The sequence below is a fragment of the Bifidobacterium stellenboschense genome (genome assembly GCF_000741785.1).
In the GTDB taxonomy this organism is placed as follows: Bacteria; Actinomycetota; Actinomycetes; order Actinomycetales; family Bifidobacteriaceae; genus Bifidobacterium; species Bifidobacterium stellenboschense.
On the sequence record NZ_JGZP01000014.1, the window covers coordinates 32611 to 48472 of the forward strand.

Genomic DNA, 15862 nt, shown 5'->3' on the forward strand with positions numbered 1-15862 from the left:
TGTGTGTGGGGCGTGGAATGCGCGTGAACTCGCTGCGCCGGATCATCGGTACGTACCAGTCCAGCGACCGTAATCTGCTGGAGCTCACTGACGAGGAGCTGGAGCAAGCCCTGCAGCTGACGGTGACCGTCGACGGCAAGATCATGCCGACATTGACCGGATTGCTGCTGCTGGGCAAGGAGGAGTCGCTGAAACGTTTCAGCCCGACCCATAGGGCGTTCCGTGAGGCGCTGGTGAACGCGTTCGGCCATCGTGACCATACTCTGCTCGGGCGTGTGCGCGTGCAATTGGACGATGCCTGACCGACCATCGCCAATCCCGGTGGATTCGTGGAAGGCATCAACATCCACAACCTGCTTACCGCCGAGCCTCATGGACGTAAACCTTGCCTGATGGACGCGCTCAAGCGTACGGGGCTGGCCGAAGAACAGGCGTGTGGGCAGGACCATCGAATACGTGCGTCAGGCGGACATCGACCGTGTGAGGTGGCCGGAACTCATCGTGAAATTGGCTGCGGAGCAGCATGGCATCACGCGTGCGGATGTCATGGAGCTGCTGCATATCGATGCCAATCGGGCGTATTGCCAGTTGTCCAAACTTATTAAGGCCGGGAGGCTGAAAGTCGTCGGTCGTGGCCGGTGGGCACGCTATACAGGCATGTAGCGGTGCCGGTTGGCGTCAATGCGGTAGCTCGTCATCGCCGCCAACGCGGCGAGTGTCATATCGGCCATCAGTCGGGCAGGATGGTGCCGATGGAGAACAGCGCCGCGCCGCCGCCGAGGCTGACGCGGCCGTCGCCGACCGTGGCGTGGATGACGCCGCCGCGCGCCGAGGCCTGATACGCGGTGAGCGCGGTCTTGCCGAGGTGTTTGCTCCAGTATGGCAGGATGTGGCAATGGCCGGAGCCACAGACCGGGTCCTCGGGGACGTTAAGCTTCGGTGCGAATGCGCGGGACACGCAGTCGAAGCCCGACCCCGCATCGCCGGCCGCCGTGACGTTGGCCAGCAGGCCGGGCAGGTCCTCAAGCAGCCCCTGGTCGGGATCGAGTCCGCGCACGGTCCGCTCGTCGGGCATCACGCACAGCAGGTCGCGGCCGAGCCACGCCTCGATGGGGCGCACGCCCAACGCCCGTTCCATCGCGTCGGTGACCGGCGTGGGCTTCAGGTCGAAGGCGGGGAAGTCCATCGTGAACACGTCGCCGGCGTGGTCGTCGCCATCATGCCCGTCGCTCCGCCGCCGGGTCACGGTCAGCACGCCGCTCATCGTGCGGAACCGCACCACGTCGGCATCCGGTTCCACGAACCGCAGTACCACATACGCGGAGGCGAGCGTCGCATGACCGCACAGGTCGATCTCGCCGCCCGGCGTGAACCAGCGCAGGTGCCATCCTTCCGGTTCGCGCACGATGAACGCGGTCTCGGAGAACCGGTTCTCCATCGCGATATCCGCCATCAGTTCGTCAGAGGGCCATGATTCCGGCAGACACACCGCCGCCGGATTGCCCTTGAACACCCTGTCCGTGAACGCATCCACCACATACTGCCGCATAGTCATACTTGTCTCCCATTGCTTTCGTCGTCTACCGTCGTCGTCTGCCGTCGGATGTCCGTCGCCATGAATCCCCCAACGGGGCAGGAAGCCGCAAACCCGTCACGCGAACACCAGCTGGACGAGCATCATGTACACGATGGTTCCTCCGGCGACGGACACCAGCATGCTGTGGCGCCACCGATGCAGCAGCACGATGATGAGGACCGCGATCGCCTCGGGCGCTCCATGGGATCCGGAGAGCGGCGACACGTCCTTGAGCGCGTACACCACGAGCAGACCGGTCATCGCATGTGGCAGAACCCTGCCGAGGTAGGTCACGGTTCTGGGCGGTCGGCGTGAATCGGGGAACAGCGTGAACGGCAGGAAGCGGGTGAACATGGTGCCCAACGAGACCGCCGCGATGGTCACGACGGCTTGCCATGTGGTCATGGTCATCATTGTTCCTCTCCGTTCCGGGTGCCGTGCTCGTCGCCCGCGTCTTCCAATCTCGTACGCAATATCAGGAACGTCACCAGCATCAGCGCCATGGCCGGAATCATGAACCGGTCCGGGCCGAACAGCGCCAGACAGATCGCGGAGACCGACAGACCGACCAGCGCAGGCGCATGAGGCCGAGCCGAATCCGCGAGATTCGCGACCGCCGGGTGTGGGCGCGGGTCGCTGTCGTCGCCCTCCTTCCGGTTTCGGTCGTCATCCCACTGTTCGAGGAGAATCGACAGGAACAGGGCGGCGAGCACGAACTCGATGCCCTTGGTGTCGAACGGAAGCACGCCGCCGGCCAGCCAACCCAACGCTATTCCACCGAACCAGTAGGAGCGGCAGAGGACGGAGACGAACACCATGAACCATCCCCGGTCGACCGATGCCGGAATATGAACGCTGGAATCGATGGCGAATGTCTCGTCAATCATCGTGAAGATCAGATACGGTTTTCTCCAGCCCAATCCACGAAATGTGTCCAGCATCGACAGACCGTAGAACAGATGACGCGCGTTGACCATGATCGCCAGCAGGAACGCGGCCCACGGGTCGAACGCGGACAACAGCAGATTCACGGTGACGAACTCCATGGAACCGGCGAAGATGACGTAGCCCATGGCCAGCGGGTACACGATTGGGAATCCCTTGGCATGCATGAGTAGTCCGTAGGATCCGCCGAAAAACAGGAAGCCGGCGGCGATTGGCAGCGTGGGCGGCAACGCGGCCCGGAACGCCGTACGCAACAACGCCATATCGGGGGGATCCTTTCCTTCATTGATGTTCCCGTGCATGTGTCGAACGATCCAGCTGCGCTGGACGTGTCCGATGGCGGCCATCGTATGACGTGCATATACGATAAGTACAATCAAATCCGCTAATGGACACGTAAGCGATGCTTATGCAACGTCTATGATGAACGATTATGGACAACCGGTATCTCGCCCTGCGGCACATCGTCGAATACGGCAGCTTCTCCGCGGCCGCCGACGAGCTGCGATGCAGCCAGTCGGCCGTCAGCCAGATGATCGCATCGCTGGAGAAGGAACTCGACGTCACCCTGCTCAACCGGCAGCGCGGCGGATGCACGCTCACCGAGGAGGGACGCCAGCTCTACCCGCTCATCGAACGCTACGTGGAGGACGGTCTGCGCATCCGCGAACGGACCGACGAGATCCTCGGCCTCGACACCGGCGTGATCCGCATGGGCACCATCGCCAGCATCTCCGCCCACTGGCTGCCCGGGCTCATCAGCGGCTTCCAACAGCGTCACCCGAACGTGCGGTTCGTCCTGCACCAAGGCGACTACACCACCATCCAGGAGTGGATCCACAACGGCACCATCGACTTCGGATTCATCAACCCCGCCGCCGCGCGCGACGTGCAGACCATCACCATCAAACGGGGTGCCATGCTCGCCGTCCTGCCGCAAGGTCATCCGCTCGCAGCACTTGACCGGGTGCCATTGGCCGCGCTCGCCAAGGAACCCATGATCCTGCTGGAGGAGGGGCATTATTCCGAGCCGTTGGAGGCGTTCGCGTCGATCGGGCTCAAGCCGAATGTGCGGTTGCGCATCCACGACGACTACTCGATCATGACCATGGTCGAGGCCGGATTGGGCTTCAGCATCCTCGCCGAACTCATCCTCCACCGCACCAGCACCAACTACCGGATCGTCCTTCGACCCACCGACCCGCCCGTGGACCGCACCATCGCCATCGCCTACGCCGACCGCGACAGGCTCCCTCTCGCGGCCAGGCGATTCATCGAGCACCTGCGAAGCAACATCGACGCGCTGCCGTGAAGGGGTTGCCGGGTTGCCTCTGTTGCCCTCTGTTGCCCGGTTGCGGGGGTTGCTGGAAAACGAAAAACCCCAGAACCACGTGGTTCCGGGGTGATGGCGGAGGATACGAGATTCACAACTTCAGGCCGGCTCCGCCCTACTGCCGCTTGGGGTTTTCGGGATTCGCGCGCTCGCCGTACCACCTCTGTTACCACGTCCACGGCGTGTCGTGACGGGCCCTCACGTCATTCACGGGATGGTTGCGATGGGGTGAGGATGCGCCATGTGCCGCGTCTGTCTGAGCCTTCGCGAGTAATGAGCCCGTTTCCCTTCATCGTCTGAAGCGCACGCCATATCGTGTTATAAGACACGCCCAGCGCGGATGCTGCTTGCCGGTAAGTGAGCGACGGATTGTCTCCAATCAGGTTCAGAAGCGACCGCTCCCTTTCCGTCAACCCATTTACAGTCCCATTTACAGTCCCATTTACAGTCCCATTTACAGTCCCATTTACAGTCCCATTTACAGTCCCATCGGGATCATTTATCTGCTCACTTGGGTCGTTTGCAGTCTCATCTTGGTTATGTTCGTCCTTGCTGTGAACAGATAAATCACCCGCAGCGACGTCGCCTTCCACCCAGCGTACGGGGACGAACGCCTCGAACACGTCGCCGTCGTCGAGCACGGGGTCCTTGCCGGAGTAGGGTTTCGAGTACTTGTACAGGTTGCGCATGCCGCTGCCGAGTTCGTCGGCCAGACCGATGTTGCGGAAGAACTTCGCGATGAACGGGTTCTTGGACACCGGTTTGAAGCTGGTGATGGCGAGCTGGCCTTGGAAGATGGCCTTGGAGGCGTTCTCCGTGTGGATGCCGTCGTTGAGGATGAGGAACTTGGCCGGGTATGGGCTGACGAACTCGCGGTGGATCATCAGGTTCGAGACCAGCTCGCGGATGATGATGTCGCGGGGGCTGACGGTCTGGTCACCCTCCAGCATGAACCGGTCGGGCAGGTAGCGCTTCGCGAATTCGGAGATCTGCGCCTGCGCCTCGATCAGGTTCGTGGTCACGATGAGCCGGTCGTCGTAGCGGTCTAGGTTCTCGCGGCGCACGATCACGTCGGTCTTGTACGCGGGCGCGATGCGTGAGATGACCTCGTCCTTGCCGAGCAGCATCACGGCGGCGAGGTTGAAGCCCTCCTCGCCGGTGTCGTAGTTGACGCCGTACAGGTCGGCGCTGCGCATCAGCTCCATGTCGTCCATCTCGGCCCACGGGTGGCCGGGCGTCTTCAACGCGGCCAGCTTGCGCACGCGTGGCAGCAGGTCGAATCGGAAGTCGGATGGCTTGAGGTACCGGTACACGCGCTGTTCACTGAAGTGGTTCTGCTTGCGGATGTGCATCTGCGCGATCTGCGTCTCGCTGGTGATGCGCCGATCCACGTCGGCAACCCGGTCGTAGATCACGTGCTTGAAGCTGACGACGGCAGGGCCTGCAGGGACCCAGACGCGGATCACGAGCCTGCCGTCGTATTCGATGCGTTCGGTCTCGATGGCGGGCGCGACGTTGAACAGTTTGGGATTGCCGACCACGTTCACCAGATTGCGCTCGATGGCTGTGGCCTGCGACCGATTGACGCCTTCGACGGTGCCGTCGTCGAGCACGCCGAGGTAGATCGATCCGCCGAACCGGTTGTTGAACGAGCACACCGTCTCGAATGCGTCCGCCTCGGGCTGGACGCCGCAACGCTTGAACTCGACAGAGATGTTCTCGCCATGCTCAAGCACGGCGGCAAGTTCCGAAGCATCCATGTCGTCTCCCCGAATCGTCCGTCCGTCCAGTGTATCGCGGGGCTGTCCGTTTATCCCATTAGAACGATGCGCATGCCATGCCGCAAGGCTTAACATGCCGATAGAAGCTATTTTCGGGGGTATCGGCAACAAAAAGGGTTTCCAGATTTCTCTGAAAACCCTGTTGGCGGGGGATATGAGATTCGCAACTTCAGGCCGTAAAATTGGCGGAATCGCAACGGAAACCGGCGTGCCGCTTAACTTGCCGCTCTTCTTCGGCGTGTCGTGGAGGTCCGTAAGTTGGAGTCTGACAGGTGTCAACTTATGTGCCGTTCACTCATCGGACGGCCTTGGCTGCTGTAAAGACTATGGTTGAGGCGCCTTTCTCCCCCTCGGATTGTGGGCTCACTACCCGTTATGCTTAAGAGTAGTTGTCTGCTCAACTGAGGGAGAAGAACAATGGCGTTGAATACCACACAGCTGGAACGCTACTACAATGCGCCCATTGGAGAAGTATATGGGGCGGTGAAACACTATCTGGAATCGGGGCAGTCTCGTTTTGCCTTGAAGAACGTCGATGACCTGTCCTGTTCATGCACGTTCTCATCGGGTATCAGCATGACTACATGGGGTGAGAATCTGACGGCATCGGCTGTGCCCAGCGGGGAGGGCACCATCGTCAGACTCACCGTGGCCGGGAAGCTGGGGTCGACGGCGGCCGGCTTCCAGAACTCGCACAACATCACCATCGCCGACGAATTCTTCTCAGGAGTGTCCGAAACTCTTTCTGCGAATAGGTCAGTAGAAGCGTCGAAGAATCCTGAGCCGCAGATGACGCCTAAAGCAGATGTGACATTATTCGCAGATTCTGCAGAACGTCAGCAGCAGTCTCTGTCGCAGGAGAATCCTATGGCTTCAGAAAGAGAGGTTGACGCCACGGGATCCCTTACTTCGGCAGCGACGCCAGTGGCTGCCGAGCCTGACGCTCCTGTCAATCAGGAGAATCATTCGGCTAAGGTCAGAACAATATGGGAGAAGCACAAGGTCCAAATAATAATTGCTGCAATTGTAGTTGCGGCTCTCGTGTTGATTTCCGTAATTGTGTCTGTTGTATCTCGGAGCCTGCGAAGTGAGGAGCGTCTCTCGGTTATTCAAGAAGTGGTCGCGGCTTGTAATCGAAATAACAAAATCAAAGTTCTATCCGATGGGGATTACTCCGATAATCCTGCTCTACAAATGGTGTGGAGCAGTATTCCCGATAGGGAAATTCTTGAATGCATAGCTGCTAATACTGGAATGAGTGAGAAGACCATAGATACGATAGGGTATTCATCTTCTTCAAAAGATAATTCGTCGGCTCAGTGGAATGACTGGAAAGCCGTATGGACGCTTGACGACGATACAATGTATGCCACGATTACGGTCCAATATCTTGGCGATGATGGAAGCTCATTCAAGAAGAAAGCAACGATAGCTGAGTTTACCAATAATGAAGATCAAGAGACCGGTACAACGAAGGAAGAGTCGGAGCCTCAGCCTTTTACCATTAGTTTAGTGTGCTATGTCACGTCAGGTGATATGGATTTGTCGACGCATACAGAACGTATTGACGGTGTCACGAGCCAGAACTATAGAGACACGGTATGGAAGTCAGGTAAGTCGGTTAGCTGCAATACTGATGATAAAGATTCAGAGGCTGCTGGCGAAAAGAGCACCACTGATTATGAAGCTCTGAAGGCGGCATATGGAGACAGAGCAGATAATACTGAGTATGGTATGGGTGTTCTGTATAGTGAGTGTGCTTCTACCTCGTTCATTCAGATGGGTATGCAGACAATGAGCGAAGGGCAAGCCAAAGAACTGTTGGGTGCACTTGTGTTGTGTCCTGATCATCCAAGAGCGGAAGAAATTAGGCAGAAAGCCGGTGCTGACACAGCAAGACTGACGGAAATTCAGTCTAAGCGTCAGCAAGGTCTTATCAAGGATGATGGAACATATAAGGTTCCTTCTGAAATGTCTACTGGCACGTGGAAGACCATGAGTGAAAAGGTCACGAATTGCTACTGGGAAATGCAGGATGCAAACGGTCAGATTTATGACAATAATTTTGTATCTTCCGGAATCGCTCAGACAATCACGATTCCTAATGGCGTAGCCGGGTTCAGTTCTCAAGGCTGCGGCGCTTGGGAGAAACAGTAGAGGTATAGATTCCTGTAAGTGTGCGAGTAGCGCGAGAGCCGGCCCCCAAGATGCTCGGGGAGTCCGGCTCTCGCTTCCATTTCCCCGGCGGGGTTGGCTTTGCTCGTAACCGTAATCAATGGTGTGGAAGAACAGAAGGGGGCTGGTGCATCAGCTCCTCTTAGACATCGTCCGAAGGCTTCATTCGCAATTGCTGGTCCACTCTGGCGCCTGCCAGTGTGCTGCGAGAGTCGCTTGGGCTACTGAGATGGGAGGAGATGCTTGCGCACTTTCTTCAGGTAGTTCTTTCTGAAGGCACCTACCGGTCCGAAGAAGCGTTCGTCGGTGGTGGTCTGCTCGTGGTTCTCGTATTTGCGGGCGGTCAGTTCGATGGTGCAGATGAGATCGGCTACCTGCGCCAATCGATAATCGATCGGAGAACCTTTCCTGTATACGATGGCTTGCTTCGAGAGCGCGTACTCCACCGCGCCGCGAATGGCTTGCGTGACGAGACTCTGACCGCCGTCGTAGTACACCTTGACGGTATCGAAACGTTGAAACAGTTCGAGATGGTCGAACACGGTGTTGACGATGTCTCGTTTGATGCGCATCCCGAGTTGTTCCAAGGTCGCGTAATCGGCCTTCCGGTAAATAAGCGTCACGTATTGCACCGGCAGCTTGTGGAGCATCGACATGAAATAGGCGAGGAGTCGCTTGCGTTGGCTAATGGCAAGGTGCTGGTAGTCATCGTGTCCATTCAGCAGAGGAGAGGCATGCATGGGGATGTCCGGCAATCCGGCATTGCGGAGCAACTGTTCGTAATCCTCGAAAACGGGGATGACCGGATTGGACTGGTTATGGAATACCAGCGTTAGTGCGTAGTACTCGGACTGGAAGCCCTGCTCGCCGGATTCGTCCGCGAAGATTGAGCCGTCCGCCATCACGCCTCCCCTGAAACGAAAAATGCCGGGGGATTCCCCCGGCTCATGGAAGTCTCACATTGCTGCGGACCTGTGTACTGGATACAGTATCAAATTTTGGCGAGCGCCGCAAAACGCGGTTTTGCTGTGGAAAAATCGAGGGAGAGAGTGGCGCTATGCCTCGAATTCCGCCGTTTTGGCAATGAAAAAGCCCTTTTCCTTTGGGTGGGAAAAGGGCGATGGCGGAGGACACGAGACATCGACCTTTAGGCCGGCTTCGCCTTACTGCCGCTTGGAGTTTGCGGGATTCGCGCGCTCGCCGTACCGCCTTCATTACCACGTCCACGGCGTGTCGTGACGGGGCTTCACGGTGTTGTGAGGCGTGGAATGCGCGTGAACTCGCTGCGTCGATGGCTGTGTTGCGGCATCGCTTTCGCTGAATTCTGCGCTGAATACACTGAATTCAGTTATTCAACACTGAATTCAGCGTGGAGATTCAGAGTATCGCTCTCAGCCGATTGCGGAAGCGCACCTAGTGGGGGCCTGCGGTTTCCTTTCTCGGGTTGCTTGTGAGGCTTTACGATACCCGCACATTAAGCTGCATACCTAGGAACTTGACCGTGAAACCTAGGAAGTCTACTGTGGAACCTAGGAAGTTGCGGGGTTTGGGTTCCTGGGTTGCTTCTCGGACATCGCAGAATGACCGAGCAGGAGGGGACTTCCTACTCACGGGACAACATGCGTCAGGCGATCCTCTCGTATCTGGCAGAGCGGAACAGCGCCAGCACATCCGAACCGGCCAATGCGGCGGGGCGTGTCGTCGAAGACCATTCGTGACTACCTGTCCGGTTTGATGGACGAGAACCTCGTCGAAGGCATCGGGTCCAAGTACAGTCCCAAGCGCCGGTACCGGCTGGTGACGTCCGAGTAGGAGCCGAGACCGTGCCGAATGTTTCTGAACCTGAACCTAGGAAGTTACCTAGGAACCTAGGAAGTGGGTGTGGGTAAGGTTCCTAGGTTCGGTTTGTGGGGATGCCTGCGGGGTGCGGAGTTCTGGCTGTGCGTCTTGGCCTGTTGGCTCTCGTCGAGGTCACTGGTTCTTGTCGCCGGCCTCGTCGAGTTGTTTGTTTCCCGCCTTCCGATTTCCCACACCAACGTGAGGCGGTCCGGCAAGGAAGCGGTCATGGGGGTGGGGAAGGTGCCCCACCCGTGCCACCGGGCGCACCCCGGTGTCATAGCGCCGCTCTCTCCCTCGATTTTTCCCGCAACGTTGATTGCGGTGTTTTTGGCTTCGTCATGTATGGGCGTGGATTGCGTACCGATAAGGCGAGTTCATTGATGCGGGTGACGAATGTGCGAATTGCGGGGCTCGGGTCGGTCGGATAGAGCAGCCCGTAGTGCATGACTATCGGTTCGGGCCAGTCCACAGCTACGTTGACAAGCTGTGGGTGAACGCCGGCCCACATGGGTTTGGAGATGAGTAGGTCGCCGGATTCGGCGCAGTCGTTGAACGTGTCGAGATCGTAGTGGTCGATGTCGATCAGCTCGATGGCAGAGTGGTGTTCCAAGAGATCCCGGACTGTGTCGTTGGCACCACGGTGGCGTTTGAGGATGCGGATGCGCGTGCCTTCCAGATCATCCAGGGTGAGCCGCGCCCGTCTCGCCAGCGCGTGGTCGCGCGGAACGGCTACACACAGCGGTTCGGAGTCAAGGGCGAGGGTGTTGCATGCGCCGTCCCAGTAGCCGGCGTCGAACGCCGTGGAGATCAGGTCGATGTCCTCGCCGAGATGGGCGATGATGTCGTTGATGGCTTCGGAGTCGTCGGGCATCGACACCAGTTCCAGACGGATGTCGGTGTGTTTGCCGGCGTCGCGTTGCCATAGGTCGAGGATGCGGCATCCGGGTCGCAGCATCGAGACGCCGAGACGCACGGAAGCGGAGTTCGTGGCCCCCCGCCTCTGCGCCCGGCGTAGGATCTCCTCGCACTGGCGCACGATCATCTGCTCGTCCTCGACGAACTCCTGGCCGGCCTTGGTTGGTGTGACGCCGCTGCGCGAACGCTCGAACAGCGTCAGGCCGTGTTCCTTTTCGAAGGTGTTGACCTGCTTGACCACCGCCGGTGTGGAGATATGCAGCCGGCGACCCGCCCGGGCGAAGCTGCCGGTCTGCGCGGCGGCAATCACCGCATCCAGACGTCTGTCGTACATCACGACCTCCATGAACCATAAGCGTATATAAACCGCTGTTTTACAAACATTTCAAAGAATACCATAGCTACTGCAACAACCAAACGGAAACATATAAACCAATGGGATATAGGTGAGTATGACATCAATCAACGAATCCGCGATCTTCGACCTCGCATGCGAGGACGATGGCACCGAACGTGAGACCCGACGAGCATTGCATCGTGCGGTTCGCTATAGCGCCGGCCTGACCACGTTCGTCACGTCGCAGGCGTTCTTCCTGACCGGCATGGACACCATGATCGTCAACGTGGCCTTGCCGACCATCACCGCCGACCTCGGCGGCGACATGGCGCTGCAGCAGTGGATGATCGACGGTTACACGCTGCTGTTCGCCTCGCTGCTGCTGCTCGCCGGCAGTCTGTCCGACAAGTTCGGCGCCAAGCGCATGTTCTTCTTCGGCACGGCGTTGTTCGGTGCGGCCTCGCTGCTGAGCACCTTCGCATGGACCATGCTGGTGCTCATCGTAGGTAGGTGTCTGATGGGCGTGGCTGCGGCGCTGATCCTGCCGGCCTCGATGGCGCTGATCAACGAGGCCAACCCCGATCCGCGCCGCCGCGCGTTCGCGCTTGGCCTGTGGGGTGCCGGATCGGCGTCCGCATCCGCGTTCGGCCCGCTGTTCGGCGGCCTGCTCACACCGATCCACTGGAGCCTGATCTTCGCGGTCAACGTGCCGTTCTGCCTGATCGTGCTCGCCCTCGCCCCGAAGGTCGCACCGTCGCCTACCCGCGCCATCTCGTTCGGCCGGATCGGCCAGACGCTCGCGCTGATCGGCCTCGCCGCGCTGGTGGCGGGCGTCATCGAAATCGGCTCCCTGGGCATTTCCTCGCCGGTGACGATCGCACTGCTTGCCGTCGGCCTCGCTGCGCTCGTGCTGTTCGTGCTCGCCCAGGCCAAGGTCAGGCATCCGATGGTGCCGCTAAGCCTGTTCCGCAACGACGGCATGCGCATCTCGCTGATCGTCGGATTCATCATGATCTTCAACTGGTTCGGTATGGTCTTCATCTCCACCCTGTTCCTGCAAGGCGAGCAGGGCATGAGCCCGTTCGCCGCCGGACTGGTGTTCGTTCCCTCGGCGGTGGTGATGGTGCTCACCAACGTGTTCAGCGGGCAGGTCATCAATGCGATGGGCACCCGATTCGCCGTCTCCCTCGGTCTGATCGCCATGGCCGTCGGCTTCCTCGCCGCAGTGTTGGTACCCGCGCCGATGCCCGCATGGGTGATCGCCGCGGCCCTGAGCGTCGTCGGCCTCGGCGGCGCATTGGTTACGCCGGCCCTGTCCGGACTTGTTTTGGTGAGCGTGGACCAGCGACAGGCCGGCATCGCCAGCGCCGTGTTCAACACGTTCCGTCAGGTCGGCGGCGCGATCGGTGTGGCTGTGTTCGGCGTGGTCGCCACCTTCATGTCCTCGCTGGACGGCTCGCTGCGTGCTGTGTTCATCGCGGCCGCCGTATTGCTTGTCATCTCGTTCGCCTACGCCCGTCTGCGTTGGTGCGAACGATGATTCGTGCAGGGGAAGCGGTAGCGATCGGCTCTTAGGGGATGGTCGATTCTCGCATGAGGCCCGACCGTCCCCAAGAGCATCGTATCGCCCGTATTACGCGGCTCGTTCCATAGCGTGCCTGTGTTCGTCGGCTTCACGACGGGCGAGTTCAGCAGATGTCTCACGGGATTGTGCTTGAGCAGTGTCTGGCCGCTCGCGTCGAGCGGACGTTCGTACGCCTCATTGAAGATGCCGCGCAGCAGCTCGAACACGCGGCGCCTGGCCACGGCGCCTTCGCCGGCCTTGCCGACCTTCATGCTCGCGGCCCAGTGGTCGATGTCGTCGTCCGTGACGTCGCCCATCGCCTTGGCTCCCAGCACCGGCAGCAGATGATCCCGCAGATACTGGCGGTACTTCTCCTTCGTGGTCTCCTCGATGGGGTCGCCGTTCGCCTTCACGCGCGTCTCCACGTAATCCGTCGCGTACTCGGCGAACGTGACGCGTCCGGCCTTGCCCTTGTTCTCGTTGAACTTAGGCGACTCCCATGTCCCCTGAACGGCCGCGCGGTAGTTGTCGTCGAGCCATTTGGTCGCCTCGGTCTCGAATCCGATCGGGAACAGCTTGACCAGACCGTCCTTCTGCAGTACGCCCGGCCACTTCGAGAATGCCCACACCGGGACGGGGAAACGTGCCTCGATGCGTTTGGGATGCTTCTTGTTCGGCTTGTACACCCAGCTGCCGCTGCCGGGCCTGCGCCGTCTGCCGCTCGCCATGTTCGTCTGCCGCCTTCCGATGGTCGAATCGAGTTGCCTAGGTGGGCTTCTGAGATGCTCTGGGATGAATGAAGGTGGTACAACTTCGACGTCGGGATTTTCTACTACCCCCGTTACCACCTACGATAGCGGTTCTCAGGGTGTTTCACGGCGGAAGAAGGAATGGGAGAAAGCGGCGAAAACAAGCCAAAATCGTTGAAATTCCGCCGTTTTCGGTATGAAAAAGGGCTTTCAGATTTCTCTGAAAGCCCTGATGGCGGAGGATACGAGACCCTAACCTTCACGCCCTCTCGTTCCTACTGCTGACTGGTGTTTCGCGTTTCGACGGTCCCGCGGACTCATCTTCGCGCTCATTCGACGTGAATGGGTGGGAGCCCGTTTCCGCATCTGGGGCGCTGTGGCGGGGCTTTCGCGGTGTTGTGGCATTGCCTTCGCTGAATTTAGCGTTGATTCAGTGTATCGCTCTCAGCCGATTGCGGAAGTGCTCCTAGTGGGGGTGTGGCTTTCTTTTCTTGGGTTGCTTGTGAAGCTTCAAGATGCCTGCACATTAAGCTGCATACCTAGGAACTTGACCGTGGAACCTAGGAAGTTACCTAGGAACCTAGGAAGTGGGTGTGGGCAAGGTTCCTAGGTTCAGGTGGAGGCTGAGTTCCGTCGGGAGTCCGCGGTTCCCGTCTCCGTCATTGTGCCCACGCCATGTCGGCGCGAGTCTTCGCATTACTTGCGGGATGGCTGCGATGGGGTGAGGATGCGCCATGTGCCGCGTCTGTCCGAGCCAGTGCGTTCGATGAAACCGGCCTCTTGCATTGCGCGGAGAGTTCTCCACACGGTGGTGTACGACACGCTTAGTGCGTTAGCCGCCTGTCGATATGTGATTGATGGATTGTTGCGCAGTAGCTCCAAAAGACGTTGCTCTCTGGTTACAGTTTCATTTACAGTTTCATTTACAGTTTCATTTACAGTTTCATTTGGATTTTTTTCCTGCTCATGGGGATCATGTACAGTCCCGGCCGGGTCGTGCTCGGTCTCATCGTGAGCAGGTAGACCGTCTTCGGCGGTGGTGCCTTCCACCCAACGCACGGGGACGAACGCCTCGAACACGTCGCCGTCGTCGAGCACGGGGTCCTTGCCGGAGTAGGGCTTCGAGTACTTGTACAGGTTGCGCATGCCGCTGCCGAGCTCGTCGGCCAGGCCGATGTTGCGGAAGAACTTCGCGATGAACGGGTTCTTGGACACCGGTTTGAAGCTCGTGATGGCGAGCTGCCCTTGGAAGATGGCCTTGGAAGCGTTCTCCGTGTGGACGCCGTCGCCCAGAATAAGGAACTTGGCCGGGTACGGGCTGACGAACTCGCGGTGGATCATCAGGTTCGAGACCAGCTCGCGGATGATGATGTCCCTGGGACTGACGGTCTGGTCGCCCTCCAGCATGAACCGGTCAGGTAGGTATCGCTTCGCGAACTCGGCGACCTGTGCCTGCGCCTCGATCAGGTTCGTGGTCACGATGAGCCGGTCGTCGTAGCGGTCCAGGTTCTCGCGGCGTACGATCACGTCGGTTTTGTAGGCGGGCGCGATGCGTGAGATGACCTCGTCCTTGCCGAGCAGCATCACGGCGGCGAGGTTGAAGCCCTCCTCGCCGGTGTCGTAGTTCACGCCGTACAGGTCGGCGCTGCGCATCAGCTCCATGTCGTCCATCTCGGCCCACGGATGACCGGGCGTCTTCAACGCGGCCAGTTTGCGTACGCGCGGCAGCAGGTCGAACCTGAAATCGGACGGCTTCAGGTACCGGTACACGCGCTGCTCGCTGAAGTGGTTCTGCTTGCGGATGTGCATCTGCGCGATCTGCGTCTCGCTGGTGATGCGTCGATCCACGTCGGCCACCCGGTCGTAGATCACATGCTTGAAGCTCACAACGGCAGGGCCGGCGGGAACCCACACGCGGATTACGAGCTTGCCGTCGTATTCGATGCGTTCGGTTTCGATTGCCGGTGCGACGTTGAACAGTTTGGGGTTGCCGATCACGTTCACGAGATTACGTTCGATGGCCGTGGCCTGTGAACGGCTGACGCCCTCGACGGTGCCGTCGTCGAGCACTCCGAGATATATTGACCCGCCGAACCGGTTGTTGAACGAGCATACCGTCTCGAATGTGTCCGCCTCGGGCTGGACGCCGCAGCGCTTGAACTCGACAGAGATGTTCTCGCCGTGCCCAAGCACGGTCGTAAGTTCCGCAGTGTCCATGTCGTCTCCCCGAATCGTCCGTCCACCCAGTGTATCGCGGGGTGTTTCGGTGTTTCGATTACTCCATCACGGCGATGCGTATACCACATTGCAGGACTCAACACGCCGATGAGAGCCGTTTTTGTCCAGGCCTCATGGTGTAATATAAGTAAGCCGTGTTGAAACAGCCGCAGGTATGTTTCAACACGGCTTACTTATATTACACCTAAGTCCCGCTTACAGCGGGCCCGGGGTAGAGGATGAAGCAATAACAGCGGCGGTACTTCTCTCGGGTGCTCTTTGAGAGTTGATGACAGTAAAACCCTTCCGCAACGAGGTGGAGGGTGAATTAAAACAATCAACGCAAGACGGAAGGAAAAGCGCGCCGGTCGGGCGCGCCTATGGAAGAAACGAGGGGGATGCGGCCGAACTCCCGGCTGTCGCGATAGCGG

General features: G+C 59.3%; 13 protein-coding genes. 5 read left to right on the forward strand and 8 right to left on the reverse strand.

From position 1 onward, the window contains the following. Positions 1-5: 5 nt before the first annotated feature. Together BSTEL_RS12750 and BSTEL_RS12755 are read left to right on the forward strand one after the other, a co-directional pair. Positions 6-302, forward strand: a complete 297-nt coding sequence (locus BSTEL_RS12750; protein ID WP_238567647.1) for a hypothetical protein — start codon at positions 6-8, stop codon at positions 300-302. A 133-nt stretch (positions 303-435) separates the two neighbouring features. After that, complete coding sequence (locus BSTEL_RS12755; RefSeq protein WP_051922925.1) at positions 436-663, forward strand: type IV toxin-antitoxin system AbiEi family antitoxin domain-containing protein; 228 nt, start codon at positions 436-438, stop codon at positions 661-663. A gap of 67 nt (positions 664-730) precedes the next feature. Here the strand turns inward: BSTEL_RS12755 and BSTEL_RS06745 are convergent, their stop codons facing one another. The 3 genes from BSTEL_RS06745 to BSTEL_RS06755 all read right to left on the reverse strand — a co-directional run bounded on the left by BSTEL_RS06745 (position 731) and on the right by BSTEL_RS06755 (position 2868). Beyond that, entirely contained in the window at positions 731-1555 is an 825-nt protein-coding gene (locus BSTEL_RS06745) for a PhzF family phenazine biosynthesis protein (RefSeq protein WP_202962074.1), read from the reverse strand. Positions 1556-1651: 96 nt separating this feature from the next. Beyond that, on the reverse strand, positions 1652-1987 hold the full coding sequence (locus BSTEL_RS06750) for a branched-chain amino acid transporter permease (RefSeq protein ID WP_034528664.1): 336 nt from the start codon (positions 1985-1987) through the stop codon (positions 1652-1654). Beyond that, on the reverse strand, positions 1987-2868 hold the full coding sequence (locus BSTEL_RS06755) for an AzlC family ABC transporter permease (RefSeq protein WP_238567648.1): 882 nt from the start codon (positions 2866-2868) through the stop codon (positions 1987-1989). Before BSTEL_RS06755 ends, BSTEL_RS06750 begins: the two co-directional genes overlap by 1 nt. Before the next feature lie 86 nt (positions 2869-2954). On the opposite strand from BSTEL_RS06755, the gene BSTEL_RS06760 reads away from it, so the two are divergent. Beyond that, positions 2955-3833, forward strand: a complete 879-nt coding sequence (locus tag BSTEL_RS06760; RefSeq protein WP_034528666.1) for a LysR family transcriptional regulator — start codon at positions 2955-2957, stop codon at positions 3831-3833. Between the two features lie 224 nt (positions 3834-4057). On the opposite strand, the gene BSTEL_RS06765 is transcribed toward BSTEL_RS06760, so the two are convergent. Continuing rightward, positions 4058-5614 (reverse strand): RNA-binding domain-containing protein, encoded by a 1557-nt coding sequence (locus tag BSTEL_RS06765; RefSeq protein ID WP_034528669.1) that lies wholly within the window; start codon positions 5612-5614, stop codon positions 4058-4060. A gap of 438 nt (positions 5615-6052) precedes the next feature. On the opposite strand from BSTEL_RS06765, the gene BSTEL_RS12150 reads away from it, so the two are divergent. Further along, the gene (locus BSTEL_RS12150) at positions 6053-7792 is read left to right on the forward strand and encodes a hypothetical protein (RefSeq protein WP_156963206.1); all 1740 of its coding nucleotides are present in this window, start codon (positions 6053-6055) and stop codon (positions 7790-7792) included. A gap of 239 nt (positions 7793-8031) precedes the next feature. Here BSTEL_RS12150 and BSTEL_RS06775 read toward each other — a convergent pair whose 3' ends face one another. Beyond that, positions 8032-8712, reverse strand: coding sequence for a DUF3800 domain-containing protein (locus tag BSTEL_RS06775; RefSeq protein ID WP_034528675.1), 681 nt, complete (start codon positions 8710-8712; stop codon positions 8032-8034). A 1211-nt stretch (positions 8713-9923) separates the two neighbouring features. After that, positions 9924-10910 (reverse strand): LysR family transcriptional regulator, encoded by a 987-nt coding sequence (locus BSTEL_RS06780; protein ID WP_238567649.1) that lies wholly within the window; start codon positions 10908-10910, stop codon positions 9924-9926. Between the two features lie 106 nt (positions 10911-11016). Here BSTEL_RS06780 and BSTEL_RS06785 point away from each other — a divergent pair, with 106 nt between their 5' ends. Further along, positions 11017-12441, forward strand: a complete 1425-nt coding sequence (locus BSTEL_RS06785) for an MFS transporter (RefSeq protein WP_051922928.1) — start codon at positions 11017-11019, stop codon at positions 12439-12441. Here the strand turns inward: BSTEL_RS06785 and BSTEL_RS06790 are convergent. Then, the gene (locus BSTEL_RS06790; RefSeq protein WP_051922929.1) at positions 12411-13193 is read right to left on the reverse strand and encodes a tyrosine-type recombinase/integrase; all 783 of its coding nucleotides are present in this window, start codon (positions 13191-13193) and stop codon (positions 12411-12413) included. The two genes, BSTEL_RS06785 and BSTEL_RS06790, sit on opposite strands and share 31 nt — an antisense overlap. Positions 13194-13910: 717 nt before the next feature. Then, entirely contained in the window at positions 13911-15431 is a 1521-nt protein-coding gene (locus BSTEL_RS06795) for an RNA-binding domain-containing protein (RefSeq protein ID WP_034528678.1), read from the reverse strand. Positions 15432-15862 lie beyond the last annotated feature (431 nt).

Excerpts from the sequence above, each read along its gene's own strand:
- BSTEL_RS06780 (WP_238567649.1), bottom strand. The coding sequence starts at position 10,910 with ATGGAGGTCGTGATGTACGACAGACGTCTGGATGCGGTGATTGCCGCC.
- BSTEL_RS06785 (WP_051922928.1), top strand. The coding sequence starts at position 11,017 with ATGACATCAATCAACGAATCCGCGATCTTCGACCTCGCATGCGAGGAC.
- BSTEL_RS12150 (WP_156963206.1), top strand. The coding sequence starts at position 6,053 with ATGGCGTTGAATACCACACAGCTGGAACGCTACTACAATGCGCCCATT.
- BSTEL_RS06790 (WP_051922929.1), bottom strand. The coding sequence starts at position 13,193 with ATGGCGAGCGGCAGACGGCGCAGGCCCGGCAGCGGCAGCTGGGTGTAC.
- BSTEL_RS06765 (WP_034528669.1), bottom strand. The coding sequence starts at position 5,614 with ATGGATGCTTCGGAACTTGCCGCCGTGCTTGAGCATGGCGAGAACATC.
- BSTEL_RS06760 (WP_034528666.1), top strand. The coding sequence starts at position 2,955 with ATGGACAACCGGTATCTCGCCCTGCGGCACATCGTCGAATACGGCAGC.
- BSTEL_RS06745 (WP_202962074.1), bottom strand. The coding sequence starts at position 1,555 with ATGACTATGCGGCAGTATGTGGTGGATGCGTTCACGGACAGGGTGTTC.
- BSTEL_RS06775 (WP_034528675.1), bottom strand. The coding sequence starts at position 8,712 with ATGGCGGACGGCTCAATCTTCGCGGACGAATCCGGCGAGCAGGGCTTC.
- BSTEL_RS06750 (WP_034528664.1), bottom strand. The coding sequence starts at position 1,987 with ATGACCATGACCACATGGCAAGCCGTCGTGACCATCGCGGCGGTCTCG.
- BSTEL_RS06755 (WP_238567648.1), bottom strand. The coding sequence starts at position 2,868 with ATGGCCGCCATCGGACACGTCCAGCGCAGCTGGATCGTTCGACACATG.
- BSTEL_RS06795 (WP_034528678.1), bottom strand. The coding sequence starts at position 15,431 with ATGGACACTGCGGAACTTACGACCGTGCTTGGGCACGGCGAGAACATC.